Origin of the sequence: Streptomyces sp. NPDC001604 (genome assembly GCF_042893475.1) — a bacterium.
Taxonomy (GTDB): Bacteria; Actinomycetota; Actinomycetes; order Streptomycetales; family Streptomycetaceae; genus Streptomyces.
Window position 1 is genome coordinate 87,648 of sequence record NZ_JBIAUY010000005.1, and the last position, 24,612, is coordinate 112,259.

Here is a 24,612-nt window from a genome sequence, read left to right on the forward strand (position 1 = left end):
TGCGGGGCTCAGGCGCCCTTGATCACTTGCGTGATGCCGTTGATGATCTGCTGCACGGCGATCGCGGAGAGCATCATGCCCGCGAGCCGTGTCACCAGGACCACGCCCCCGTCCTTGATGACCCGGATGATCAGCAGCGAATACCGCATCACGAGCCACAGCACGACATGGATGGCGAGGATCGCCATCCACACCGACGTCTGTGTGGCGACGCTGTCGGCCTTCTGCACCGCGAGGATGACGGACACGATGGCGCCGGGACCGGCCAGCAGCGGCATGCCCAGCGGTACGAGCGCCACATTGACGTCCTTGGTCTGCTTCGGCTCGTCGTTCTTGCCGGTCAGCAGGTCGAGGGCGATGAGCAGGAGCAGCAGCCCGCCCGCGATCATCAGCGCGGGCACGGAGACATGCAGATAGTTGAGGATCTGGTGCCCCAGCAGCCCGAAGACGGTGATCACACCGCCGGCCACGCACACGGCCTGGAAGGCCATCCGCTTCTGCACCTTGCCGGGGCGCCCGGCGGTCAGCGCGAGGAAGATCGGGGTGATCCCGGGGGGATCCATGATGACAAAAAGGGTCAGGAACAGGGAGCCGAAGACGGCGACGTCGAACATGGGTGAGCTACACGCCTTGCAGGAAAAGGTGAGGGACGGGAACAGGGGGGTGCGGACGGTTCCTCAGGCTCCGCCGGTCCCCGGCACCGGGAACGCCCCGGTCGCCCGTCGCGTGATCTCCCCGTAGACCTCGGGATCCGTGACGTACTCGCCGAGCACGCAGGTCTTCCGGCTGCCGTGGTAGTCGCTGGACCCGGTGGTCAGCAGTCCCAGCTCCTTGGCCAGTCCGCGCAGCCGTGCCCTGGTCTCCTCGTCGTGGTCCATGTGGTCGACCTCGATGCCGTCGAGCCCGGCGGCGGCCATCTCGGCGATCGTGGACTCCGGCACGGTACGGCCGCGCTTGCTGGCGCCCGGGTGCGCGAAGACGGTGACCCCGCCCGCGGCCTTGACCAGCCGGATCGCCTCGAAGGGGTCCGTCTCGTGCTTCTCGACGAAGGCCCGCCCGCCGTCGGCCAGCCAGTCCTCGGTGAACGCCTCGCTCACGGTCGGTACGACACCCAGCTCCACGAGCGCGGTCGCCACATGCGGCCGCCCGACGGAACCGCCCCCGGCGATCCGCTCGACCTGCTCCCAGGTGACCGGCACACCCAGCCCGTTCAGCTTGGCGACCATGCCCTTGGCCCGCGGCACCCGGTCGTCCCGCACCAGCTCGCGCTCGGCGAGCAGCGCCGGCTCCTCGGGATCGAAGAGGTAGGCGAGCATGTGCATGGAGACACCGTCGACCCGGCAGGACAACTCGGCCCCGGTGACCAATGTGAGCCCCGCCGGCACCGCGGCGATCGCCTCGGCATACCCACGAGTGCTGTCGTGATCGGTCAGCGCCACCACGTCCAGCCCGGCCGCGGCAGCATTCCGCACCAGCTCAGCCGGGGTGTCCGTACCGTCGGAAGCAGTGGAGTGGGCGTGCAGATCGATACGCACTACGCAGACTCCAAGCGGTGACGGCACGAAAGGGGACGCTCAAGGATAACCGGATTCTCACGGTCCCCTGTCACACCCGCACAGCCCGATCGCCCCCTACCGAAACCACCGCCCAAAGGGGCGCGGGGCTGTGTCGATGTGCGGCTCCGCCGCGTTGGCGCGACACGCCCCGGACAAGCCGCAGCCGCCCACAAACAGCACCCCCCGCCCGGTGTGCGCTACGGCTCAAGCAAGCGCGGCGACAACGCCCCGCAGGGCACCAGCTCGACCTCCGCCCCCGCGTCCCGCAAATCCGTCAGCACCAGCTCGTCGTACATCAGCAACCCCGACTGCTCGGGCCACACCACCGCCCACAGCCACAGCCCCCGCGCCTCGCCCGCGAAGACCGCCCGGTCGTCGGGGCTGCCGGCGACATGCCACAGCGGGGTGGGCCGCCCGCCGGCCAGCACCTTCGCCTGAGGAGGCTTCTCGACATTCATGTACGGCCCCGGGTCCGGGCCGTCGATCCCCGCGTACCGCGCACCGAGTCCGACCCCGAGCTCCTCGGCGACCAGGATCAGCTCCCCTATGCCACCGAGCGGCCCCGGGCCCGAGCAGGCCACGGCGGTGGCGCGGCCGCCATGGCGGTCGTCACCCGCGCAGGCCACGCCCGTGAACAGCCAGCCGATCGGCAGCGGCCACGGCATCCACACCGGCACCTGCGTGCGATGGACCACGACACTGAGGGCCTCGACGCTGGGCGGGATCACGGGCTGCAGCGGATGCACGGTTCCGTGCACATCGCACTGCCAGGTGTCGGAGAAGAGGCCGGGAGCCCTGACCCGGCCACCACACTTCGGGCAACTGGGTTCGCCCCTCATAGGGCCCCACGGTCCTACCCCCGCTCCGCCACGTCAAGGACGATCACCCGTCCGGACGGAACCCTTCACCGGAACCCTCGCCACCGGTTCGGAATGTGCGGTGTCACGGCCTTTGCCAACTGACCGATTCCGGCCGAGTGTTGGTGAGCTTGCTCACTCGGCGTTCAGTCCAGTGGGACGGACCTGCGGGACGGGTCCCTCAGGTCCGTGCCGTTCGTCAGCCACCGCTCCTGGAGGGCCTGGGCGCCGTGCACGCGCTTCCAGGCGGCCTCGTTCGGCGTCATGGGCAGCAGGGGAAGGAAGCGGACCGGATCAAGAGGCTCGTCGAGATCGAGGTCCTCGACCAGGCCGCCCGGCTCGGCGACCAGGACGGAGCTGAACGGAGCGCCCGGCCACAGGGGTTCGCCGACGTCCAGCGAGGCCCCCGGCGCCACGATCACGCCCTCGACCTGCGGGGACGCGGCGAGTACGGCGAGCGGGCGCAGCGCCTTGTCGGTGTCGGCGAGGCCGCCGCGCACCGAGAGGATCAGCTCCGCGCGCGGGCCCTTGACCGGGTCGGCGAGGACCGCGGTGGGGTCGCTCATCGGCTGCGCGGACATGCCGAGGGTGGCGTAGCGGACGATGCCCCCGTCCCCGGAATCGTCCCGGAAACGCAGCACCTCGATGCGGTCCGTGCCCAGGAACGTGACCGCCGCGCGTGCGTCCGGTTCGCCCAGCGCGCTGCGCAACCGGGCCTCGACCAGGGGGAGAACATCAACCATGCGGCGAGCATAGAACTCGTCAGCACCGGGCAAAGCGGCGCCTTGACAGTTTGGGCGACTGGTACTCTGGCCCGGTCGTCGGGGCAGCGCGCAGAAGCGTCGCGATCGAGTCCCGACGCCGATTGAGACTCCCTTACGAGGGACCGGCCGGAGGAGGTGGGGCTGTCATGGATCGAAGTCACCCGTGCAGTACCACTCGCTCTTCCCGCCGCTGATACAGCTGATCCGGCTCCGGCTGACCGCCGCCTTTCACGCTCAGGTCTTCCTGCGGAAGAGCACTTCGTTTTGCCTGATCTGTCTGATCTGAATCAGTAACGAAGCTCGCCACCGCGATGGTGCGGTGCTCCCCGCTTTGTGGACGTGCCAAACACACGAAGTCAGGACGTCCCCATTCCGGGCAGTTCCACCCGTCGTCGGCGCCTTGCGTTGCCTGTCACGAAGGAGCCAGCCATGTCGATGATCCGTGACCTCCGCGCCGCGGTCCGGCCGTCCCGCATCTCCCTGCGCAAGGACACCGGCGTGTACGACACGACGCGCGACCCCTCGACGCCCTCCGCGGTCGTCGACTGCGCCGTCTACCGCGACGGGGCCCGCGTCGACACCGGCAACCCGATGGCCCCGCACGAGGCGATGCGCCTGGTGCGCCGCGACGGGGGCTTCGTGTGGATCGGGATGCACGAGCCGACCGAGGCCGAGTTCGCCGGTATCGCCCGCGAGTTCGGGCTGCACCCGCTGGCCGTCGAGGACGCCGTCCAGGCCCACCAGCGGCCCAAGCTGGAGCGGTACGACGACTCCCTGTTCACCGTCTTCAAGACCATCCACTACGTCGAGCACGACCGGCTGACCGCCAACAGCGAGGTCGTGGAGACCGGCGAGGTCATGTGCTTCACCGGGCGGGACTTCTTCATCACCGTCCGGCACGGCGGCCAGGGCTCGCTGCGGGCGCTGCGGCACCGGCTCGAGGACGACCCCGAGCTGCTCGCCAAGGGCCCCTCGGCGGTGCTGCACGCGATCGCCGACCATGTGGTCGACGGCTATGTCGTGGTCGCGGACGCCGTCCAGGACGACATCGACGAGGTGGAGACCGAGGTGTTCTCGCCGGGGCGCCGGGGCGGTGTCTCGCGCGGTGTGGACTCGGCGCGGATCTACCAGCTCAAGCGCGAGGTGCTGGAGTTCAAGCGGGCGGTGGCACCGCTGCTGCGTCCCATGCAGCTGCTGAGCGAGCGGCCGATGCGGCTGGTCGACCCCGACATCCAGAAGTACTTCCGGGACGTCGCCGACCACCTCGCCCGGGTCCAGGAGCAGGTCATCGGCTTCGACGAGCTGCTCAACTCGATCCTCCAGGCCAACCTCGCGCAGGCGTCCGTCGCGCAGAACGAGGACATGCGGAAGATCACCGCCTGGGCCGCGATCATCGCCGTACCGACGATGGTGACCGGTGTCTACGGCATGAACTTCGACTACATGCCGGAGCTGCACTGGAAGTACGGCTATCCCCTGGTGCTGAGCGTCACGGTCGCCATGTGCGTGGGCATCCACCGGGTGCTCAAGCGCAACGGCTGGCTGTGAGGCGCCTCGATAGGCTGAGCCCATGACAAGCGAGCTGCTCGACCAGGCCCTCGTCGAGGAGGCCACGAAGAAGTCCGGCCTCATCTGGGTGAAGGGTGCCGGTACGGCGGCCCGTGCGCTGTGGCACGTGTGGCACGAGGGTGCCGCGTGCGTCGTCGGCGACGGGCCGGGCGAGCAGCCGCTGCCGGGGCTGGCCGACGGCGGTTCCGCCGAGGTGACCGTGCGCAGCAAGGACAAGGGCGGTCGGCTGGTGACGTTCACGGCGACCGTGTCCGAGCTGCCGTCCGGGTCCGCGGAATGGGAGGCGGCCGTCGCCGAGCTGAAGGGCAAGCGGCTGAACGCCCCCGACGGTGAGGCGATGACGGAGCGTTGGGCCCGTGAGTGCAGGGTGCTCCGCCTGGAGCCTGCGGGGGTGCCGGGCCCCCTGCCCGACGGCAGCCTGGCTCAGGCGCCGCTGCCGTCGCCCGCCACTACCCGTCAGCCGATCCCTGCGGGGTTGCCGCGGCTGCTTTTCCGGAAGCGCAGGCGTCGCTGAGCGTCCCTGCAGGGCGCTACCGCACCTTTCACGACGTCGGCAGCTTCTTGCCGTAGTCGACCGTCTCGTCCTTCTTCGGCTCGGTGAGGGGGAAGTCCTTGCCCCAGGAGGAGAAGGTCAGGGTGCCGGCGCCGCCTGCTCGTTCCAGGCGGAGGGGGTACGGGGTGCCCTCCAGGGAGACGTCCAGGGTGCCGCCGGAGCCCTTGTCGCCGGTGATGCGGATGGTGCGGGTGCCCGCCTGCTCGTGGTGGCCGTCGGTGGCGAGCGCGCCGTGCAGGGTCAGCAGCCCGTCGAGCAGGACGTCCTTGTCCGTGAAGCCGCTGAACTTCTTGTACGAGGGGTCGCCCTGCGGCACCTTCACATACTTGCCGTCGAGCGTGCCCCCGGCCGAGGCGTTGCCGTCCGCGTGGTTCCAGAACTCCGCGTCGGCCTTCAGATACAGCTGCTCGCCGATCCGCAGCAGCCCGAAGGACATCCCCTTGGAGGTGACCGAGCCGCTGCCGCCGCCGGACTTCAGGCGCATGTCGAGTGTGTACGTCCGCCCGTTGGTCACCACGGTTCCGGCGAGCCGGACCGCTTCGGCGGATTCGGCGGCCGCCCTGGTCTTCGACTGGATCTTGTCTGCCGGCAGCTTGCCGACCCCGTTGGTGCCCGCGTCGGGGTCCTCGCTGCATCCCGCGAGCAGCCCCGTCCCCGTCACGACCAGTGCGCACACCGCGCTCACCAGCGAGGTCCGACGGGTTCGGCCGAGGGCAATCGCAGTCACAGGTGGGGCTGCCTTTCAGTCGAGGGACGCGAGCAGCGTACGGCAGAGTAACGGGTGCCGTTCCGGCCTGGCGGAGCCGGTTCGTCCGGACCTCCCATCAGGGCGGATCCGATGGGTACGGGCTAGCCTGAAGCCCATCCGAGCGGGCAATTCGGAAAAGATGCACAGCAGCGACACGCAGCACTGGACACCCGTACGCAAAGGAGCCGCAGCCATGGCAGCGGGCGCGCCCCGGATCTTCGTCTCACACCTCGCCGGCGTCGCCGCCTTCGATCCCAACGGCGACCAGGTGGGCCGTGTGCGCGATCTGGTGGTCATGCTGCGCGTCGGGCGACGGCCCCCGCGCGTGCTCGGGCTGGTCGTCGAACTGCCCAGCCGGCGCCGCATCTTCCTGCCCATGACCCGGATCACCAGCATCGAGTCCGGCCAGGTCATCACCACCGGCGTGCTCAACGTCCGCCGCTTCGAGCAGCGCCCCACCGAGCGCCTCGTCTTCGGCGAGCTCCTCGACCGGCGCGTCACGCTCGCGGAGACCGGCGAGGAGGTCACCGTCCTCGATGTGTCGGTGCAGCAGCTCCCGGCCCGCCGGGACTGGGAGGTCGACCGTGTCTTCGTCCGCAAGGGCAGGAAGAGCGGCGCCTTCCGGCGGGCCAGGGGCGAGACGCTGACGGTGGAGTGGTCGGCCGTCACCGGCTTCTCCCTCGAGGAGCACGGGCAGGGCGCCGAGAGCCTGCTCGCCACCTTCGAGCAGCTGCGCCCGGCCGACCTGGCGAACGTCCTGCACCACCTCTCCGCCAAGCGCCGCGCCGAGGTCGCCGCCGCCCTCGACGACGACCGCCTCGCCGACGTACTCGAAGAGCTCCCCGAGGACGACCAGATCGAGATCCTCGGCAAGCTGAAGGAGGAGCGCGCCGCCGACGTCCTGGAGGCCATGGACCCGGACGACGCGGCCGACCTGCTCTCCGAGCTCCCCGAGGAGGACAAGGAGCGGCTGCTGAGCCTGATGCAGCCCGCCGACGCGGCCGACATGCGGCGCCTGATGTCGTACGAGGAGCACACGGCCGGCGGTCTGATGACGACCGAGCCGATCGTGCTGCGGCCCGACGCGACCGTCGCCGACGCCCTCGCGCGGGTGCGCAACCGCGATCTGTCGCCCGCGCTCGCCGCGCAGGTCTACGTCTGCCGACCCCCGGACGAGACGCCGACCGGCAAGTACCTCGGCACGGTCCACTTCCAGCGGCTGCTGCGCGATCCCCCGTACACGCTGGTCAGCTCGATCATCGACGACGATCTGCAGCCCCTGGACCCCGACGCGGCGCTGCCCCTGGTGGCCGGGTTCTTCGCGGCGTACGACATGGTCGCGGCGCCCGTCGTCGACGAGGCCGGGTCGCTGCTCGGCGCGGTGACCGTGGACGACGTACTGGACCACATGCTGCCCGAGGACTGGCGGGAGACCGAGTTCCACCTGGAGGACGAGGACGACGAGGGGGCGGCCCCCCATGCCTCCTGAGCGCGAGACCGGCCGCGAGCGCACCCCGGCGGGTGCGACGGCGACCACGCGCACGCGTCCCCGTCTCGACCAGCCGCGGCCACCGCGCCGCCGGTTCCTGCCCGAGTGGGACCCGGAGGCCTTCGGACGGCTCTCGGAGCGCATCGCGCGCTTCCTGGGCACCGGGCGGTTCATCGTCTGGATGACGGTCGTCATCATCGCGTGGGTGCTGTGGAACGTCTTCGCGCCGCACGACCTTCGCTTCGACAACTACCCGTTCATCTTCCTGACCCTGATGCTGTCGCTCCAGGCCTCCTACGCGGCGCCGCTGATCCTGCTCGCGCAGAACCGGCAGGACGACCGGGACCGGGTCAACCTCGAACAGGACCGCAAGCAGAACGAGCGCTCCATCGCCGACACCGAGTATCTGACCCGCGAGATCGCCGCCCTGCGCATCGGCCTCGGCGAGGTGGCGACCCGGGACTGGATCCGCTCCGAGCTGCAGGACCTGGTCAAGGAACTGGAAGGACGGCAGGACGGTCACCACGAACATGCCGTATTCCCGGCAGAACGGTCCCGTGGACGTGACGTAGACGACCGCTGACGGGCTTTCCGGGCCCAGGCTACCGAGCCGTACCATCGTTCCTATGGCTAGCGAAGACGCGGTGCGCGAGGCACTGGCGACGGTGAACGACCCCGAGATCAACCGGCCCATCACCGAACTCGGGATGGTGAAGTCGGTGGAGATCGGCGCGGACGGGGCGGTCGCGGTCACCGTGTACCTGACGGTCTCCGGCTGCCCGATGCGCGAGACCATCACGCAGCGCGTGACCGAGGCGGTCTCCCGGGTCGACGGCGTCACCCGCGTCGACGTCACCCTCGACGTCATGAGCGACGAGCAGCGCAAGGAGCTGGCGGCCGCGCTGCGCGGCGGCACGGCCGAGCGCGAGGTGCCCTTCGCCAAGCCGGGCTCGCTGACCCGGGTGTACGCGGTCGCGTCCGGCAAGGGCGGCGTCGGCAAGTCCTCGGTGACGGTGAACCTGGCGGCCGCGATGGCCGCCGACGGCCTCAAGGTGGGTGTCGTCGACGCCGACATCTACGGCCACTCGGTGCCGCGCATGCTGGGTGCGGACGGGCGCCCCACCCAGGTCGAGAACATGATCATGCCGCCGTCGGCCAATGGCGTGAAGGTCATCTCCATCGGCATGTTCACGCCGGGCAACGCGCCGGTGGTCTGGCGCGGCCCGATGCTCCACCGCGCGCTGCAGCAGTTCCTGGCGGACGTGTACTGGGGCGACCTGGACGTGCTGCTCCTCGACCTGCCGCCGGGCACGGGCGACATCGCCATCTCGGTCGCCCAGCTGGTCCCGAACGCCGAGATCCTGGTCGTGACGACCCCGCAGCAGGCGGCCGCCGAGGTCGCCGAGCGGGCGGGCTCCATCGCCGTGCAGACCCACCAGAAGATCGTCGGCGTGGTCGAGAACATGTCGGGCCTGCCCTGCCCGCACTGCGGCGAGATGGTCGACGTCTTCGGCACGGGCGGCGGCCAGACGGTCGCGGACGGCCTCACCCGCACCACCGGCGCGACCGTCCCGGTCCTGGGCGCCATCCCGATCGACGTCCGCCTCCGCGAGGGCGGCGACGAGGGCAAGCCGGTGGTCCTGACCGACCCCGACTCGCCTGCGGGCGCGGCCCTGCGCGGCATCGCGGGCAAGCTGGGCGGCCGCCAGCGCGGCCTTTCGGGACTGTCGCTGGGGATCACCCCGAAGAACAAGTTCTAGGGCCCGCACGACCGGCTCGTACGGCAGAGGGGGCGCTGACCAGCTGGTCAGCGCCCCCTCTGCCGTACGAGCCCCTAGGCGTACGTGCTGATGTCCTTGATCATGGCGAAGCCCAGGCCGTATGCGCTCATGCCTCTCCCGTACGCCCCCAAGTGCACCCCTTGCTGCGTGGAACCCGCGAGGACCCAGCCGAACTCGGACTCGCGGTAGTGGAACGGCGTGGGGACGCCGTCCACCGGCAGCGACAGCGTCGACCAGTCAGGACCGGCCAGGTCGTCGGCGAGGGCCCAGGCCGTCTCGGTCTGCTGCTCCAGCCAGTCGTCGCGCAGGGAGTGGTCCATCTGCCCCGGCCAGGTGAAGGACAGCAGCCCCACACCCGCGAGCCAGGCCGCCGAGGACACCGAGGTGGCCTCCAGGAGCCCCGTGCCGTCGGCGCTGCGCCGCACCGGGTTGGCCGCGACCGTGACCACGACCGCGAACTTCTCCTTGGGCTCCCCGGCCGTCCCGACCGCGTACTCGTTCTTCACGGAGGGCTCGTCGCCGTGCCCGAGCGAACCGTGCTCGACGGCGTCGTCGGCCGCCGTCCCGACCTGCATCAGCCAGCGCGGGCCCGTGAAGGCCTCGTCGAGGCCGTACCACGGGAAGGGCGCCAGCAGGTAGCCGTCGACCGTACGCCGGGCGGTGGGCAGCTGTTCCTGTCCCTCCGCAGCCGGCGCCTGCGCGACCGCCTGACTTGTCGTCTCCATGTGCCCGGACGCCTCCTCGCTCTCGTCGGACCGGAGCGGCCCGCCCCCCTTCGGGCGGCGTTACTCCTCGAAGTACGGTCCGCACAACAACTCGGCAGCATAGCCACCCCGCTCGGGACAGCACGGAAACCGCCCGGCGCGTGGGTCGCGCGGAGGGCGGGTTTCAGGCCGTACAGGGGCGCCGTGGACTATGAAACGCGTCACGTGGGGCGCGGGTGAGGCGCAGGGGATCAGCCGGGGCGTACGGCTCAGGTGGCGTCCGCGTCGAACGGCGGGCGGTCGTCTTCCTCGGGCTTCTTCGTCATGTCGACGCGGCCGCCGGTGGAACCGGAGGACGAGGAGGAAGAGGCGGACGAGGAGGACGGCGCTTCGGTGCCGTGGACGGCGTCCGTGACCTCGGCCATCTCCTTCTTCAGGTCGAAGCCGTTGCGGATCTCCTTGAGCCCCAGTTCGTCGTTGTCCAGCTGCTTGCGGATGAACGTCTTGGGGTTGAGGTCCTCGAACTCGAAGTCCTTGAACTCCGGGCCCAGTTCGCTGCGGATGTCCTGCTTCGCGCTCTCCGAGAACTCACGGATCTTGCGGATCGTCCGTGTGACGTCCTGAATGAACTTCGGGAGCTTGTCCGGACCGAAGACGAGCACGGCAAGGACAACGAGCGTCACCAGCTCGAGCGGTCCTATGTCATTGAACACCTGAAGCTCCTTGCGATGTCCTCGGTCCTCGGCCCTCGGTGGTCTGTGCGGGTCTTCCGTGGTCCGGGCCGGATCCACGGTACCCGGCGATCCCGTACGACCGGTACTGTCCCGGGGTTTCCGAGTGCGTCTTCCTGCGCGGTTTTGGGGGTTGTTTGCCTTGTGGGCGATGGTTGCGGGTCGTACCTGTGAGGTTCGTGTCCATCAGTCGCCGTCGGCGGAACCGAGCGCCAGCGAGATCTTCTTCTCCTTGCCGTCGCGCCGCACGGTCAGTTCCAGGAGGTCGCCGGGGCGGTGGGCGCGGATCTTGACGATCAGCTCCTCGCCGGAGTGCACGCGCTCGCCGTCCACCGCGGTGATGATGTCGCCCGCCTCGATGCCGGCCTTGTCGCCCGGGCCGCCCCTGCTGACGGCGGGGCCGCCGCCGGAGGCCTTGGTGCCGACGCGGGCGCCGTCACCGGAGTAGTCCATGTCGAGGGTGACGCCGATGACGGGGTGGGTGGCCTTGCCGGTGTTGATGAGTTCCTCGGCGACCCGCTTGGCCTGGTTGACGGGGATGGCGAAGCCGAGCCCGATGGAACCGGCCTGGCCGCTCTCGTCGGTACTGCTGTCGGCGGAGCGGATGGCGGAGTTGATGCCGATGACGCGGGCCTTCGAGTCGAGGAGGGGGCCGCCGGAGTTGCCGGGGTTGATCGGCGCATCGGTCTGCAGCGCGTCCACGTACGACACATCGCTCCCGTCGGAGCTGTCGCCGCCGGCGGTGATGGGGCGTTCCTTGGCGCTGATGATGCCTGCGGTGACGGTGCCCTCCAGGTCGAAGGGGGCGCCGATGGCGACGACGGGGTCGCCGACCTGGACGTTGTCGGAGTTGCCGAGGGCCAGGGGCTTCAGGCCGTGCACATTGCTGACCTTGACGACGGCGAGGTCGTAGCCGCTGTCCCGACCCACGACGGTGGCCTTGGCGGTGTCCCCGCTGTTGAAGGTCACGGATATCTCGCCCGTGGCGCCGGTCGACCCGGCGGCCGGTTCGACGACGTGGTTGTTGGTGAGGATGTGCCCCTGGTCGTCGAGCACGAACCCGGTTCCGGTGCCGGACTCGTCGGCGCCGGTCACATGCAGGGTCACCACGCTGGGCAGGGCCCGGGCGGCAATCCCGGCCACACTGTCCGGAGCCCGCCCGGCAGGCTCCTTCGCGGCCTGCGGCAGCTCTACGCCCCCCACTCCCCCGTTGCGCTCGAGGTACGCCCCGATCCCGCCACCGACCCCACCGGACACCAGCGCCAGCACCACAGCACCCCCCACCAGCCCCCTCCGCACCCGCCGACGCCGCTTGCCCTCCGCCTCGACAGCAGCCCCGGTCTGCTGGAGGGGGGCGGGGGCCCAGGGGTCGTAGTTCTGCCAGGGGGTGGAGAGGAGTGCCGGGACAGCCGGGGCCGGTGGTCCGGGGGGCTGCGTCGAGGCGGGACCGCTGTGGGGGGTCGCAGCGGCAGGGGACGGCGGCTGGGGGGATACGGCGGGCAGGCTGTGGGGCTCGGGGGCACCGGTGACGGGCGTGGTGAGGGCCGACGGCGGTGCGGCGTGGGGCGGTGCCGGCGTCGGTATCGCCGTGCCCTGGGTGGCTCTGGCCGCCGGGTGCTGTACCGGCGGAGCGGGGGCCCAGGGGCCGGGCTCGCCGTATGGCGGGGTGCTGTAGGGATCAGGGTCGTGCAGCGGTCTGGGACGCTCGTCGGCGGGCGGAGCGGAGGCGGTGACCGCGGCCGAGGCCTCCTCCGCGGAGGGGGTGGCCGCCTCGGTGGGCGGGTCCAGCTCGAAGTCACCTCCGGTGCGGGGCTCCTCCGCGCCAGGTCCCTCGGTGGCGAGGCCGCCCGCGGCCCCGGCCCCTGTCCCGGCCGTGTCCTGCGGAGCCCTCAACTCGAAGTCGCCGTCGGGGAGAGCACCTCCGCCGCCGACCACAGCGGGACGCCCCGGCTCGACCCTTCCGTCCCCGGCAACTGCGCCCTCACCCTCGGCGACGGCCGCGTACTTGACGGAAGAACCTTCCGGCCGGCCCGGCTCGAAGTCGCCGTCGGGGACGAACGCACGGTCGCCGGCGCCCTCCGGCCGGCCCGGCTCCTCGGCAGCCTCGGAGGCGGCCGTCCCGCTGCGCCCCGCGTTCGGCGGCCTCAACTCGAAGTCACCGCCACCGGCGTCGTGGGCCGGGGCCGCCGCCCTGCCGTCCACCGGCGCCGTCCCGGCCACGGGTCGCGGCGCCGCATCCACGGCCGCGGCGTCGGCGACCGCCGACGAGCCCTCGGCCGCCGTTGGATCCGGAGCCGCATCCACAGCCCCGGTGAAACCGGCCGTGGCGTCGACGCCTGCCGTCGAGCCTGCGGCCGCAGCCGCCGGCGAAGCCGAAGCCGCATTCCCGGACATCGGCGAACCGGCAGCGGTACCCGCAGCATCCGCGACCTGCGTCGCCCCCTGCGCAGCCCCCGATGCGGGCGCCGCAGGGGTCTGCGGGCGTGGGCGGTTCCACCACTTCGGCTTCGTGGGCTTCCCCTCGTTCATGCTCTCCCCACAGCTGGCCACGACGCGGCGCGCCTCGTCGGCGGTGGCCTCAGTTGTCGACTCCGCGCGCGGCTGACTGCCGTGGACGCGGTCCACCACGGATTCAACCAGGTTCGCGGGCCGTCGCGCAGGGGCCGGTCAGCGGGAGGGGTGGGGGGAGGGGGGAGCGGAGGCCGTGTCGGGGAGGGGTGCGGCCAGCAGGCCGTGGGACGAGACCTCGGGGGCCGTGGACCACGAGGTCAGGGTGAGCGGCGGGGTCGTGGTGAGGGGACGTATCAGCGGGGACATCACTGCGGCACCCGCCATCACGGGGGTGGTCAGCGTGTGCACGGTCTGCGCCGCACCGGCAGGGCTCGGTACCCCCGGCAGCAGCGGTGCGGACACCTGGGTAGGGGCCACCGGGGCGTCACCGAGCGACTGCCCACCCTGCGCGAGCAGCGGGCCGGCGCCACGGCGCCGCTGGGTCTCGGGGGCCGTGGCGGCGCCCGTCCCCTGCGTACGCATCGGGGTCACATTGCTGCCCGCCCCCGTGCCGCCGCGCGTGTCCGTGGTGTCGACCGGGGTGCCCGTCGTGACGCCGCCCAGTGCGACCGCGGCGAGCGACACCGCACCGGCGGCGACGAACGCGAACCGCATCCCGCGCGAGGCCGACCGCTCGGCCTCGTGCCGGCTGACGTCGTGTATGCGGAAGCCGCGGTCCGCGGACGGCGGGAGCATCGGAGCGTGCGAGGGAGAGGAGGGGACGTAGTCGAACTCGAAGCGCTCACCCCGCTTCAGCCCGAAGACCCCGGTGACGCCCGGTCTTCCGGGGGTCGCGCCGAGGAGTCCTCCCCCGCCGAACGGCGAGCCACCGCCGTCCGGATCGCCTCCCCCCGGAAGGCCCTGCAGCCGGGCCAGGAAACTCTCGGAGGGCGGCGGCGGAGCCGCCTCCGCGAACACGTTCTTCAACTGCCGCTGCGCATCGGCCTCCGCCTTGCACTTGGCACAGGTGGCCAGGTGGGCGAGGACACGCTCGCGTGATTCATGACCGAGCTCTCCGTCCACGAGGGCGGAGAGTCGGTCTCCCAGATGCTGCTCGGCCAGACGCCTCTCGGCGGGGCTGGGTCGTGTTCCACTCACGCGGTCGCGCCCCCTCCCCCCAGTGCGGGTACACGGGGCACGAAGGAGCGGCGCTCGGAGGCCCGGGCCTGAGGCGAACGGTGCGCGAGAGCCTTGCGCAGCTGCGAGCGGCCGCGGTGGATCCGGGAGCGGACCGTGCCGAGCTTGACGCCGAGGGTCGCGGCGATCTCCTCGTACGACAGTCCTTCGATGTCGCACAGGACGACCGCGGCGCGGAACTCGGGCGCAAGGGTGTCGAGTGCCTGCTGGACGTCCGCGTCGAAGTGGGCGTCGTTGAAGACCTGCTGGGGCGACGGCTCACGGCTCGGCAGCCGCTCGGCCGCGTCGTCGCCCAGGGCGTCGAAGCGGATGCGCTGCTTGCGGCGGACCATGTCCAGGAAGAGGTTGGTGGTGATCCGGTGCAGCCAGCCCTCGAAGGTGCCCGGCGTGTAGGTCGACAGGGACCGGAAGACGCGGACGAAGACCTCCTGGGTGAGGTCCTCGGCGTCGTGCTGGTTGCCCGTCAGGCGGTAGGCAAGTCGGTAGACGCGGCCACTGTGGGTGCTGACGATCTCCTCCCAGGTGGGCGGAGTCCACGCCTGCCCGTCCGCGTCGGTGGAGAAAGTCGCGGTCTGGGCGTGGTCAGCGGCGTGGCTGGGGTCAGCAGCGGTGTCGTTCACGGATTTCGGCCTGCCTGCCGATCCGAGAAAGCGCCGCAGCACTCCTCCCCGATCCACAGGCGCGGCCGCACCTCCCCTGTCGGCTCTGGTGGTGTCCAGTGGAGCCCCTACCATAGCCACCTCGCCCGTTAGCTCCGGATAAGCGGTTTTACGAGAATTTGATCTGGGCTGATACCGCTCGGACCCCTGCTGCTGCAGTTGCTCGGGCCGCTGCCCCTCATCGTGATCCAACTGTGTCCCCCCGTGCCGTCTCCTACCCCTCTAAACGCCCGGTCCCATCTGCGGGTTCCCGGGCCCAACGGATACAGTCACGCCCAGGCAACCACGGGGACAGGAGAGGGTCATTACCGGCAACCGGCAGACGAGCTGGGCGTTCGCCGACGCCTACGTCGCCGAGGACGAAGTGCTGCGCTGGGCCCGCGACCGGGCCCGGGAGGCGGGCCTGCGCTCGGTGTCGCCCGGCACGGGCTCCGCGCTGCGGTTGCTGGCGGCTTCGGTGGACGCGAAGGCGGTGGCGGAGATCGGCACCGGCACCGGCGTCTCCGGCATCCATCTGCTGCACGGCATGCGCCCGGACGGGGTGCTGACCACGGTGGACCCCGAGCCCGAGCACCAGCAGTTCGCCCGCCAGGCCTTCCGCGCCTCCGGTTTCGCCAGCAACCGCGCGCGTTTCATCCCGGGCCGTGCCCTGGACGTCCTGCCCCGGCTCGCGGACGCCGGCTACGACCTCGTCTTCTGTGACGGCGACCGCCTGGAGTTCCTCGACTATCTCGCTGAATCGTTGCGCCTGCTGCGCCCCGGTGGCCTGGTCGTCTTCGAGGGCGTTTTCGCCAACGGCCGCACGGTGGACTCGGGCCCGCAGCCCACGGAGGTGCTGCGCCTGCGGGAGCTGCTGCGCGCGGTGCGCGAGAGCCAGGAGCTGGTGCCGTCACTGCTGCCGGTGGGTGACGGACTGCTGTGCGCGGTCAAGCGGTGAGGGGTCGCCCTCAAGCGGTGAGGGGCCGGGGAGCGAGCGGGGAAGGGCCGGGAAACAGCAACCCCGGCACCACTTGGATGCCGGGGCAGCTGAAAGGGTATGGTCGCTTCCGCGTCAGCCGACGACCTTCTTGAGGGCGTCGCCGAGCGCGTCGGCCTCGTCAGGGGTCAGCTCGACGACGAGCCGACCGCCGCCTTCGAGCGGAACGCGCATGACGATGCCCCGCCCCTCCTTGGTCACCTCGAGCGGGCCATCGCCCGTCCGCGGCTTCATGGCCGCCATGCTCGTTCCCCTTCCTGAAACCAGCTCATCGTCAAAAGCCGACGGCCCTGGGAGGGCACGCCTGTCCAGCGTGGGACACGCGACACCGGCATCGAACACATTGCTTCCAAGCCATTATCCCGCATCTCAGGACCCGATGACCAACATCAGTCGGCATCGCTTGGGCAACGCGCGCGAGCAAAACCACTCAATTCGGCGATGTGACTGCGATACTGCGCGGCCGCACGGAGTTCCGCCGTCCGGGAACCGTCCAGGATTCTTTGACGCAGGTCACACGTCCACTCCGGTCCCCCGGCGGTGATCTCCGCCATGCTGTCCTACGGACAGGGGCGTACCGGCCGGTACGCCTGCACCGCGACAGCCGAGGGGACACACCATGGCCGACACCGTGCTCTACGAGGTGAGCGACGGACTCGCGACGATCACGCTGAACCGCCCCGAGGCGATGAACGCGCTGAACATCGCGACGAAGGTCGCCCTGCGGGAGGCGGTTCGCTCCGCGGCCGAGGACGACGCCGTACGGGCGGTGCTGCTGACCGCCGCCGGGGAGCGGGCGTTCTGTGTGGGACAGGACCTCAAGGAGCACATCGGGCTGCTGGCGCAGGACCGGGAGACGGGGTCCGGGCAGACGATGAGCACGGTGAAGGAGCACTACAACCCGGTGGTGCGGGCGATCGCGGGGATGCCGAAGCCGGTGGTGGCCGGGGTGAACGGGGTGGCCGCCGGGGCCGGCTTCGGCCTCGCGCTCGCCGCGGACTACCGCGTCGTCGCGGACACCGCTGCCTTCAACACGTCCTTCGCGGGGGTTGCGCTGACCGCCGACTCCGGCATGTCCTGGACGCTGCCGCGGGTCGTCGGGCCGGGGCGCGCCGCCGACCTGCTGCTCTTCTCGCGGAGCATCAAGGCGCAGGAGGCGTACGAGCTGGGGATCGCCAACCGGCTGGTGCCGGCCGGCGAGCTGCACGCCGAGGCGGAGAAGGTGGCCCGGGCGTTGGCCGAGGGGCCGACGGTGGCTTATGCGGCGATCAAGGAGGCGGTGGCCTACGGGTTCTCGCACACCTTGTCCGAGACCTTGGACAAGGAGGACGAGCTGCAGACTCGGGCGGGGTCGTCCGAGGACCATGTGATTGCGGTGCAGGCGTTTGTGAACAAGGAGAAGCCGAAGTACTTGGGGCGGTGACCTCCGTTGTGGGGTGCAGGTGGCTTGTGGCGCCCACGCGGCGGTAGCCGCGAATCGACACAGCCCCGCGCCCCTTACGGGGCGCTCCTCGCCACGCAGGTTTCCAAGTGGTCGTCCACCAGCCCGCACGCCTGCATCAACGCATACGCCGTTGTCGGTCCCACGAAGCGCAGGCCCCTCTTCTTCAGGGCCTTCGAAAGTGCCGTCGACTCGGGGGTGACCGCGGGCACGTCCCCCAGAGTCTTCGGAGCCGGCCCCGGCGCCGGTGCGTAGGACCAGATGAATTCGTCCAGCTCCCCCGGCGCCCACTCCGCCAGCACCCGCGCGTTGGCCAGGGTCGCGTCGATCTTGGCGCGGTTTCGGATGATGCCGGGGTCGGTGAGGAGGCGGGCGCGGTCCGTCTCCGTGAAGGCGGCGACCTTGGCGATGCGGAAGTCGGCGAAGGCCGCGCGGAAGCCGGGGCGGCGGCGCAGGATCGTGATCCAGGACAGGCCCGACTGGAAGGCCTCGAGGCTGAGGCGCTCGTAGAGGGCGTCGTCGCCGTGGACCGGGCGGCCCCACTCCTCGTCGTGGTACGCCACGTAGTCCTCGGTGGACAGGGCCCAGGGGCAGCGCAGGGCGCCGTCCGGGCCGGCGATGGCGGTGCCGTCGCTCACTGCTGCTCCCCCTGGCCGTGCATCGGCTTGTCCATGGAGACGTGGTGTGCGGCGGCCTGGGCGCCCGCCAGTGCGGACTCCAGGTCGGCGATACGGGCGTCGCGCTCGGCGAGTTCGGCGCCGAGGCGGTTGAGGGCGTCGTCGACGTCCGCCATGCGGTAGCCACGGGCGGCGAGCGGGAAGCGGAGGCTGTCGACGTCGTCGCGGCCCACGGGCCGGTCCAGCGGCAGCGGGTCCTGCAGCCGCTCGGGGGCGACCTCGGGCAACGGGCCCTCACCCTCTGATCCGCCGACCACGGCCAGTGTCACGGCGGCGACCACGACGGCGAGAGCGACGACCAGGAACAAGAACATAACCATCGCTGTGGTCCCCACGCTCGATGTTCGGAAGCTGGATGAAGCTGAAGATGAAGCCGGATGTGTCAGGGTCCGATCGTGCCATGCGAGTCTGACAGTTAGGGTCGCAGGCGGCCGCGGAACCGGTCTTACCCAGGTCGTACTACGAGAGGTCACAGCGGATGCTCAGGCTGGGCAGGCGCGTATTCGAGGCGCACGAGCCGGTGATCATGGCGATCGTCAACCGGACCCCGGACTCCTTCTACGACCAGGGAGCGACCTTCCGGGACGAGCCCGCCCTCGCGCGCGTGGAGCAGGCGGTGTCGGAGGGCGCTGCCATCATCGACATCGGCGGGGTGAAGGCCGGGCCGGGCGACGAGGTGTCGGCCGAGGAGGAGGCGCGGCGGACGGTGGGGTTCGTCGCGGAGGTGCGGCGGCGCTTCCCGGACGTGGTCATCAGCGTGGACACCTGGCGGGCCGAGGTCGGCGAGGCCGTGTGCGAGGCCGGCGCGGATCTGCTGAACGACGCGTGGGGCGGCGTCGACCCGGGGTTGGCCGAGGTCGCGGCGCGGTACGGGGTCGGGCTGGTGTGCACGCACGCGGGGGGCGCCGAGCCGCGTACTCGTCCGCATCGGGTGACGTACGACGATGTCGTGGCCGACATCCTGCGGGTGACGCTGGGTCTTGCCGAGCGGGCGGTGGCGCTGGGGGTGCCCCGGGAGTCCGTGCTGATCGACCCGGGGCACGACTTCGGGAAGAACACCCGGCACAGCCTGGAGGCGACGCGGCGGCTCGGGGAGATGGTCGACACGGGGTGGCCCGTCCTGGTCTCCCTGTCCAACAAGGACTTCGTCGGCGAGACCCTGGACAAGCCGGTGAAGGAGCGGGTGGTGGGGACGCTCGCCACCACGGCCGTGTCGGCGTGGCTGGGCGCGCAGGTGTACCGGGTGCACGAGGTCGCCGAGACCCGGCAGGTGCTGGACATGGTGGCGTCCATCGCCGGGCATCGGCCTCCGGCGGTGGCGCGGCGGGGGCTGGCGTAGGGCCTTTCGTCGCCCCCGCCGCCCCTTCCCGTCCCGACCCTGGGGGCTCCGCCCCCAGACCCCCGCTCCTCAAACGCCGGAGGGGCTGGAATTGCGCACGGCAGGACCTAGCGTGCCGCCTCCTTCGACACCAACGCCACCGCCTCGTCCACGTCGTCCGTGACGTGGAACAGGAGCAGGTCCTTCTCCGAGGCCTTGCCCTGGGCGATCAGGGTGTTCTTGAGCCAGTCGACCAGGCCGCCCCAGTACTCGCTCCCGAACAGCACGATCGGGAAGCGGGTCACCTTCTGGGTCTGCACCAGGGTCAGGGCCTCGAAGAGCTCGTCCAGGGTGCCGAGGCCGCCGGGCAGGACCACGAAGCCCTGCGCGTACTTCACGAACATCATCTTGCGGACGAAGAAGTAGCGGAAGTTCAGGCCGATGTCGACGTAGGGGTTGAGCCCCTGCTCGAAGGGCAGCTCGATGCCGAGGCCGACCGAGATGCCCTTCGCCTCGCAGGCGCCCTTGTTGGCCGCCTCCATGGCGCCCGGGCCGCCGCCGGTGATCACTGCCCAGCCCGCCTCCACCAGGCCGCGGCCGAGCCGGACGCCCGCCTCGTACTCCGGGGAGTCGACGGGTGTGCGCGCCGAGCCGAACACGCTGATCGCGGGCGGGAGTTCGGCAAGCGTGCCGAAGCCCTCGATGAACTCCGACTGGATGCGCAGCACCCGCCAGGGGTCCGTGTGGACCCAGTCGGTGGGAGCGCGCTCGTCCAGCAGCCGCTGGTCGGTGGTGCTCTCCGTCACCTGGCCGCGCCTTCGGAGGACCGGTCCGAGCCGCTGCTCATCCGGCGGCACCTTCTTGCCCTCGGGGTTCCCGGTAGCCATGTGCGCTCCCTCCGCTTGCAGGTGTCTCCACCTCAGAGTAGATCTACGCGGGTTACGGACGGGGGACGTCAGTATGTCCGCCCTGAAGCGGTGTCCGGGCTAGGCCGTCAGCCAGGCCCGCAGCCGCTGCTCGCCCGCCAGGATCTTCGCGGTTTCGACCCGTTCGTCCCGCTTGTGGGCCAAGTGCGGGTTGCCGGGGCCGTAGTTGACCGCGGGGATGCCGAGGGAGGAGAAACGCGAGACGTCCGTCCAGCCGTACTTCGGCTGCGGGGTTCCGCCGACCGCCTCGATGAAGGCCGCCGCGGCGGGGTGCGAGAGTCCGGGAAGGGCCGCGCCGCTGTGGTCGTCCACCACGAACTCCTGCACTCCGCAGTCCGCGAAGACTTCCCTGACGTGGGCGATCGCCTCCTCCTCGGTGCGGTCGGGCGCATAGCGGAAGTTGACGGTGACCACGCATTCATCGGGGATGACATTGCCGGCCACCCCGCCCGAGATGCCCACCGCGTTCAGTCCCTCCCGGTACTCCAGGCCGTCGATCACCGGGTAGCGGGGTTCGTAGGAGGCCAGGCGGGCCAGGATCGGCGCGGCCGCGTGGATGGCGTTGGAGCCCATCCAGCTGCGCGCCGAGTGCGCCCGCTCGCCCGTCGTCTTCAGCAGAACCCTGAGGGTGCCCTGGCAGCCGCCCTCGACCTCGCCGTCGGACGGTTCGAGGAGCACCGCGAAGTCGCCCTCCAGCCACTCGGGGTGCGCCTCGGCGACGTGCTTGAGGCCGTTGAGGTCCGCGGCCACCTCTTCGTTGTCGTAGAAGACGAAGGTCAGGTCGCGGTTGGGGGCCGGGACCGTGGCCGCGATGCGCAGCTGCACGGCCACGCCCGACTTCATGTCGCAGGTGCCGCAGCCCCACAGGACGCCGTCCGCGTCCAGCCGGGACGGGACGTTGCCGGCGATCGGCACGGTGTCGATGTGGCCGGCCAGGATCACCCGCTCCGGCCGGCCCAGGTCCGTGCGCGCGACGACGTTGTTGCCGTACCGCTCGACCGTCAGGTGCGGCAGGGCGCGCAGGGCGGACTCGATCGCGTCGGCGAGGGGCTTCTCGGTGCCGCTCTCGGACGGGAAGTCGACCAGCTGCGCGGTGAGCTCGGCGGCGTCCAGGGTGAGGTCAAGTGGGGTGTCGGCCATGCCGTCGACCCTAACCCGCCGGGGCCCTGGCCCACCGGTCACATCCGTCTCGTGGGCCACAGAGCCCTCCGCTACCTTGTACGACGTGCCAGAGCCGTCATCCACCCTCAAACGCCGTGGCCGCTTCTTCCGCCTCGGGGCGGCCTTCGTGATCCTGCTCGCCGTCGCGGGCTATCTCGCGGTGCAGTACGTCACCGGGGGCAGGGGCGGATCGGGCTGCAGAGTGGTCTCGGGCGCGGCGGACGGAGCGGCGTACGAGTTCACGCCGGAGCAGGCGGTGAACGCGGCCACGATCGCCGCGGTGGGCACCGGGCGCGGCATGCCCGAGCGGGCGGTGACCATCGCGCTGGCGACCGCGCTGCAGGAGTCGCAGCTGCGCAACATCGAGCACGGCGACCGCGATTCGGTCGGTCTGTTCCAGCAGCGGCCCTCGCAGGGCTGGGGCACCAGGAAGCAGATCCTGGACCCGACGTACGCGGCGGGCATGTTCTACCGGCACCTGGCCAAGGTGCACGACTACGCGAAACTCCCCCTCACGGTCGCCGCGCAACGTGTGCAGCGCAGCGGGTACCCCGAGGCCTACGCCAAGCACGAGCCGGACGCCGCCCTGCTCTCCGCCGCTCTCACCGGGAACTCACCGGCGACGCTGACCTGCGCCGGTCTCCCGGCCGCCACGCAGACGGCGGGTCCGGACGCGGTACGGGCCGCTCTCGTACGGGACTTCGGACGCGACGCCCTGCAGCCGGCCGCCGTGGAGGTGAACGCCGTGTCGACACCGGCAGCTTCGCCGACCGACAGCTCGGGGACGAGCGCCCGCACCGTCACGCTCCCCGTCGCCGCCGGCAAGAGCCCCGCCGAGGGCCGCAGCGTCCGCCGGCGCGGCTGGCAGCTCGCCCACTGGGCCGTGGCCAACTCCTCCGCCCTGCACATCGAGCGGGTCTCCTACGGCGGGCGGGAGTGGACCGCCGGGAACGCCGACAACCCGTGGCACAGGGCCGCCGCGGACGGCGTCGACGGGGCGGAAAAGGCCGCCGACGCGGTCCGAATCGTCACTGCGCAGTAGTACGGTCCTTCACTCCCCCGGGTTATGCCGGGCATGCTCGCCCCACCGGGTGGGCAGGTTTTCGCACCGTCACCCCTGCATCCGTCAAAGCCCTTGCCGACAAAGGGCTGTAAGGATTCGGCAGACTTTCCGGCCCGACGCTTTTTGCCCGTTTTTATCCGCAGCCGATAATGCGACGCATTGCCAACTCTTTACATTGGGACGCCGCAACCTTCGGGGCCTTCGAGCGGTAGTCACATCGTCCGAGCCCGGACGATCAACATCCATCGAAGGAGCATCATGTCCCTCCCCCTGACCCGTCGGATCGCCCGTGCCGCGCTGCTCGTCGCAGCGGGAGCGGCTGCCGGGGTCGGTGCGGCCGGCTCCGCGAGTGCGGCCCCCGAACTGCCCGCTGCCCCGAACGTCGGCGGCCTGACCGCTCTGGACGGGGCGAGCGTCGGCAACACCGTCGACGGTGCGGCGCAGAACGTGACCGGGCTTGCGGGCGACGCCGGCAGCAACGCGGTCAAGAAGGCCGTGCCGAACGCGGGCAAGACCGGCGGCAGCGTGGCGAAGAAGGCGGCTCCGGCCGCGCAGCGTGCGGCGGGAGCCGCGGCGGGCTCCGTCGGGGAGATCGTCGGCGTCACCACGCAGACGGCTGCCGAGAACGGCGGCACCCTGCCGGCGGGCTCGCTCAAGGGCGGCCTGCCGAGCACCGGCAACCTGCCGGTGAAGGGCCTGCCGATCGGCGGCTGAGCCACCTGAAACGCGGAGGGGGCCCGGGACAGCGTCCCGGGCCCCCTCGTCACGTCCACGGCGGCTACAGCCGCTCCACGGCCGCCCGCACCCGCTCGTCCGTCGCCGTCAGCGCCACACGTACGAACTTCTCGCCCGCCGTGCCGTAGAAGTCGCCCGGCGCGACCAGGATGCCGAGCTCGGCCAGGTGGGCCACCGTGTCCCAGCAGGACTCGTCCCGCGTCGCCCACAGGTAGAGGCTGGCCTCGCTGTGCTCGATGCGGAAGCCGTGGCGAAGGAGCGCCTCGCGCAGGGCCGTGCGCCGGGCCGCGTACCGCTCGCGCTGCTCCCGGACATGGGCGTCGTCGCCCAGGGCCGCCACCACGGCCGCCTGCGTGGGCGCCGGCGTCATCATGCCGCCGTGCTTGCGGACCTCGAGCAGCGGGCCGAGGACGGCCGGGTCACCGGCCAGGAAGGCCGCGCGGTAGCCCGCCAGGTTGGAGCGCTTGGAGAGCGAGTGGACGGACACGATGCCCTCGTACGAGCCGCCGTTCACCTCCGGGTGCAGAACCGAGACCGGGTCCGCCTCCCAGCCCAGCTCCAGGTAGCACTCGTCGGAGAAGAGCAGGATCCCGTGCTCGCGCGCCCACGCGACGATCCGGGTCAGCTCGTCCTTGCCGAGCACCTTGCCGGTCGGGTTCGAGGGCGAGTTGAGCCAGAGCAGCTTCAGGTTGGTCGGGTCCAGCTCCGTGGGGTCGTCGTAGACCTCGTGGTCCGCGCGCGCCAGACGGGCGCCCACCTCGTACGTCGGGTACGCGAGGCGCGGGTACGCCACCTTGTCGCCCGGGCCGAGGCCCAACTGCGTCGGGAGCCAGGCGACGAGTTCCTTGGAGCCGACGATCGGCAGGACGTGCTTGTGCGTGACCTCGCGGGCGCCGAGGCGGCGCTCGACCCAGCCGGTGATCGCGTCGCGCAGGGCCGGGGTGCCCCAGACCGTCGGATAGCCCGGGGAGTCCGCCGCGTCGATGAGGGCCTTCTGGACCAGCTCGGGGACCGGGTCGACCGGGGTGCCGACAGAGAGGTCGACGATGCCGTCCGGGTGCGAGGCGGCCGTTTTCTTGTACGGCTCCAGCTTGTCCCAGGGGAAGGTGGGCAGGCGGTCGGAGACTGCGGACACGGGATCTGGCTCACTTTCTGGTACGGCATACGACCCAAAGGCGCTGGTACGGCAAACGCCTCGGTCCCGTACGGCGATCACC

Annotated in this window: 26 protein-coding genes; 10 read left to right on the forward strand and 16 right to left on the reverse strand. The window is 71.1% G+C overall.

The window, feature by feature from the left end; genetic code table 11:
- Positions 1–8 precede the first annotated feature (8 nt).
- From ACFY1E_RS16325 to ACFY1E_RS16340, 4 genes are all read right to left on the reverse strand, one after another.
- On the reverse strand, positions 9–614 hold the full coding sequence (locus tag ACFY1E_RS16325; protein WP_389076176.1) for a MarC family protein: 606 nt from the start codon (positions 612–614) through the stop codon (positions 9–11).
- 63 nt (positions 615–677) lie between these two features.
- Positions 678–1,535 carry a PHP domain-containing protein gene (locus ACFY1E_RS16330; protein ID WP_389076178.1) on the reverse strand — a complete coding sequence of 286 codons (858 nt, stop codon included), beginning with the start codon at positions 1,533–1,535 and terminating at the stop codon, positions 678–680.
- 218 nt (positions 1,536–1,753) lie between these two features.
- Positions 1,754–2,395 (reverse strand): DUF6758 family protein, encoded by a 642-nt coding sequence (locus tag ACFY1E_RS16335; RefSeq protein ID WP_115906090.1) that lies wholly within the window; start codon positions 2,393–2,395, stop codon positions 1,754–1,756.
- Between the two features lie 164 nt (positions 2,396–2,559).
- Complete coding sequence (locus tag ACFY1E_RS16340) at positions 2,560–3,156, reverse strand: suppressor of fused domain protein (RefSeq protein ID WP_389076180.1); 597 nt, start codon at positions 3,154–3,156, stop codon at positions 2,560–2,562.
- A gap of 450 nt (positions 3,157–3,606) precedes the next feature.
- Between ACFY1E_RS16340 and ACFY1E_RS16345 the strand changes: the two genes are divergently transcribed.
- Together ACFY1E_RS16345 and ACFY1E_RS16350 are read left to right on the forward strand one after the other, a co-directional pair.
- Positions 3,607–4,725: a magnesium and cobalt transport protein CorA gene (locus tag ACFY1E_RS16345; protein ID WP_389076182.1), complete on the forward strand. Its 1,119-nt coding sequence runs from the start codon at positions 3,607–3,609 to the stop codon at positions 4,723–4,725.
- Between the two features lie 22 nt (positions 4,726–4,747).
- Positions 4,748–5,260, forward strand: a complete 513-nt coding sequence (locus ACFY1E_RS16350) for a hypothetical protein (RefSeq protein ID WP_389076183.1) — start codon at positions 4,748–4,750, stop codon at positions 5,258–5,260.
- A gap of 28 nt (positions 5,261–5,288) precedes the next feature.
- Here ACFY1E_RS16350 and ACFY1E_RS16355 read toward each other — a convergent pair whose 3' ends face one another.
- Positions 5,289–6,026, reverse strand: a complete 738-nt coding sequence (locus ACFY1E_RS16355; protein WP_389076186.1) for a hypothetical protein — start codon at positions 6,024–6,026, stop codon at positions 5,289–5,291.
- Positions 6,027–6,240: 214 nt separating this feature from the next.
- Here ACFY1E_RS16355 and ACFY1E_RS16360 point away from each other — a divergent pair, with 214 nt between their 5' ends.
- Genes ACFY1E_RS16360 through ACFY1E_RS16370 form a run of 3 tightly spaced genes read left to right on the forward strand, consistent with a single transcriptional unit; the run spans position 6,241 to position 9,296 of the window.
- The gene (locus ACFY1E_RS16360) at positions 6,241–7,536 is read left to right on the forward strand and encodes a magnesium transporter MgtE N-terminal domain-containing protein (protein WP_389076187.1); all 1,296 of its coding nucleotides are present in this window, start codon (positions 6,241–6,243) and stop codon (positions 7,534–7,536) included.
- Entirely contained in the window at positions 7,526–8,119 is a 594-nt protein-coding gene (locus ACFY1E_RS16365; RefSeq protein ID WP_389076190.1) for a DUF1003 domain-containing protein, read from the forward strand. The genes ACFY1E_RS16360 and ACFY1E_RS16365 overlap by 11 nt, the downstream gene beginning before the upstream one ends.
- A 43-nt stretch (positions 8,120–8,162) precedes the next feature.
- A complete protein-coding gene (locus ACFY1E_RS16370) occupies positions 8,163–9,296 on the forward strand; it encodes an Mrp/NBP35 family ATP-binding protein (RefSeq protein WP_099931150.1) in 1,134 nt (377 codons plus the stop codon).
- A 74-nt stretch (positions 9,297–9,370) separates the two neighbouring features.
- Here the strand turns inward: ACFY1E_RS16370 and ACFY1E_RS16375 are convergent, their stop codons facing one another.
- From ACFY1E_RS16375 to sigE, 5 genes are all read right to left on the reverse strand, one after another.
- The gene (locus ACFY1E_RS16375) at positions 9,371–10,042 is read right to left on the reverse strand and encodes a hypothetical protein (protein WP_389076191.1); all 672 of its coding nucleotides are present in this window, start codon (positions 10,040–10,042) and stop codon (positions 9,371–9,373) included.
- Between the two features lie 248 nt (positions 10,043–10,290).
- A complete protein-coding gene (locus ACFY1E_RS16380; RefSeq protein WP_389076194.1) occupies positions 10,291–10,734 on the reverse strand; it encodes a sec-independent translocase in 444 nt (147 codons plus the stop codon).
- A gap of 204 nt (positions 10,735–10,938) precedes the next feature.
- On the reverse strand, positions 10,939–12,645 hold the full coding sequence (locus ACFY1E_RS16385) for a trypsin-like peptidase domain-containing protein (RefSeq protein ID WP_389076938.1): 1,707 nt from the start codon (positions 12,643–12,645) through the stop codon (positions 10,939–10,941).
- Between the two features lie 774 nt (positions 12,646–13,419).
- On the reverse strand, positions 13,420–14,400 hold the full coding sequence (locus ACFY1E_RS16390) for an anti-sigma factor family protein (RefSeq protein WP_389076196.1): 981 nt from the start codon (positions 14,398–14,400) through the stop codon (positions 13,420–13,422).
- The gene (gene sigE, locus ACFY1E_RS16395) at positions 14,397–15,101 is read right to left on the reverse strand and encodes an RNA polymerase sigma factor SigE (protein ID WP_389076199.1); all 705 of its coding nucleotides are present in this window, start codon (positions 15,099–15,101) and stop codon (positions 14,397–14,399) included. The genes ACFY1E_RS16390 and sigE overlap by 4 nt, the downstream gene beginning before the upstream one ends.
- A gap of 301 nt (positions 15,102–15,402) precedes the next feature.
- Between sigE and ACFY1E_RS16400 the strand changes: the two genes are divergently transcribed.
- The gene (locus ACFY1E_RS16400) at positions 15,403–16,035 is read left to right on the forward strand and encodes an O-methyltransferase (RefSeq protein WP_099931145.1); all 633 of its coding nucleotides are present in this window, start codon (positions 15,403–15,405) and stop codon (positions 16,033–16,035) included.
- 114 nt (positions 16,036–16,149) lie between these two features.
- Here the strand turns inward: ACFY1E_RS16400 and ACFY1E_RS16405 are convergent, their stop codons facing one another.
- Positions 16,150–16,317, reverse strand: coding sequence for a DUF3117 domain-containing protein (locus ACFY1E_RS16405; protein ID WP_003966491.1), 168 nt, complete (start codon positions 16,315–16,317; stop codon positions 16,150–16,152).
- A 376-nt stretch (positions 16,318–16,693) separates the two neighbouring features.
- On the opposite strand from ACFY1E_RS16405, the gene ACFY1E_RS16410 reads away from it, so the two are divergent.
- Positions 16,694–17,497: an enoyl-CoA hydratase/isomerase family protein gene (locus tag ACFY1E_RS16410; protein WP_389076201.1), complete on the forward strand. Its 804-nt coding sequence runs from the start codon at positions 16,694–16,696 to the stop codon at positions 17,495–17,497.
- 74 nt (positions 17,498–17,571) lie between these two features.
- On the opposite strand, the gene ACFY1E_RS16415 is transcribed toward ACFY1E_RS16410, so the two are convergent.
- Both ACFY1E_RS16415 and ACFY1E_RS16420 read right to left on the reverse strand, forming a co-directional pair.
- Positions 17,572–18,153: a DNA-3-methyladenine glycosylase I gene (locus ACFY1E_RS16415; RefSeq protein ID WP_389076204.1), complete on the reverse strand. Its 582-nt coding sequence runs from the start codon at positions 18,151–18,153 to the stop codon at positions 17,572–17,574.
- A complete protein-coding gene (locus ACFY1E_RS16420; RefSeq protein ID WP_180292538.1) occupies positions 18,150–18,506 on the reverse strand; it encodes a DivIVA domain-containing protein in 357 nt (118 codons plus the stop codon). Before ACFY1E_RS16420 ends, ACFY1E_RS16415 begins: the two co-directional genes overlap by 4 nt.
- Positions 18,507–18,670: 164 nt before the next feature.
- Between ACFY1E_RS16420 and folP the strand changes: the two genes are divergently transcribed.
- The gene (gene folP, locus ACFY1E_RS16425) at positions 18,671–19,531 is read left to right on the forward strand and encodes a dihydropteroate synthase (protein WP_389076206.1); all 861 of its coding nucleotides are present in this window, start codon (positions 18,671–18,673) and stop codon (positions 19,529–19,531) included.
- Positions 19,532–19,638: 107 nt separating this feature from the next.
- Here folP and ACFY1E_RS16430 read toward each other — a convergent pair whose 3' ends face one another.
- Positions 19,639–20,397, reverse strand: a complete 759-nt coding sequence (locus ACFY1E_RS16430) for a TIGR00730 family Rossman fold protein (protein ID WP_232647819.1) — start codon at positions 20,395–20,397, stop codon at positions 19,639–19,641.
- A 99-nt stretch (positions 20,398–20,496) separates the two neighbouring features.
- A complete protein-coding gene (gene dapE / locus ACFY1E_RS16435; RefSeq protein ID WP_389076209.1) occupies positions 20,497–21,576 on the reverse strand; it encodes a succinyl-diaminopimelate desuccinylase in 1,080 nt (359 codons plus the stop codon).
- Positions 21,577–21,661: 85 nt separating this feature from the next.
- On the opposite strand from dapE, the gene ACFY1E_RS16440 reads away from it, so the two are divergent.
- Positions 21,662–22,639 carry a heavy metal transporter gene (locus tag ACFY1E_RS16440; protein WP_389076212.1) on the forward strand — a complete coding sequence of 326 codons (978 nt, stop codon included), beginning with the start codon at positions 21,662–21,664 and terminating at the stop codon, positions 22,637–22,639.
- A 279-nt stretch (positions 22,640–22,918) separates the two neighbouring features.
- Complete coding sequence (locus tag ACFY1E_RS16445; protein WP_389076215.1) at positions 22,919–23,374, forward strand: ATP-binding protein; 456 nt, start codon at positions 22,919–22,921, stop codon at positions 23,372–23,374.
- Positions 23,375–23,438: 64 nt separating this feature from the next.
- Here ACFY1E_RS16445 and ACFY1E_RS16450 read toward each other — a convergent pair whose 3' ends face one another.
- Positions 23,439–24,530: a bifunctional succinyldiaminopimelate transaminase/glutamate-prephenate aminotransferase gene (locus ACFY1E_RS16450; protein ID WP_389076217.1), complete on the reverse strand. Its 1,092-nt coding sequence runs from the start codon at positions 24,528–24,530 to the stop codon at positions 23,439–23,441.
- Positions 24,531–24,612 lie beyond the last annotated feature (82 nt).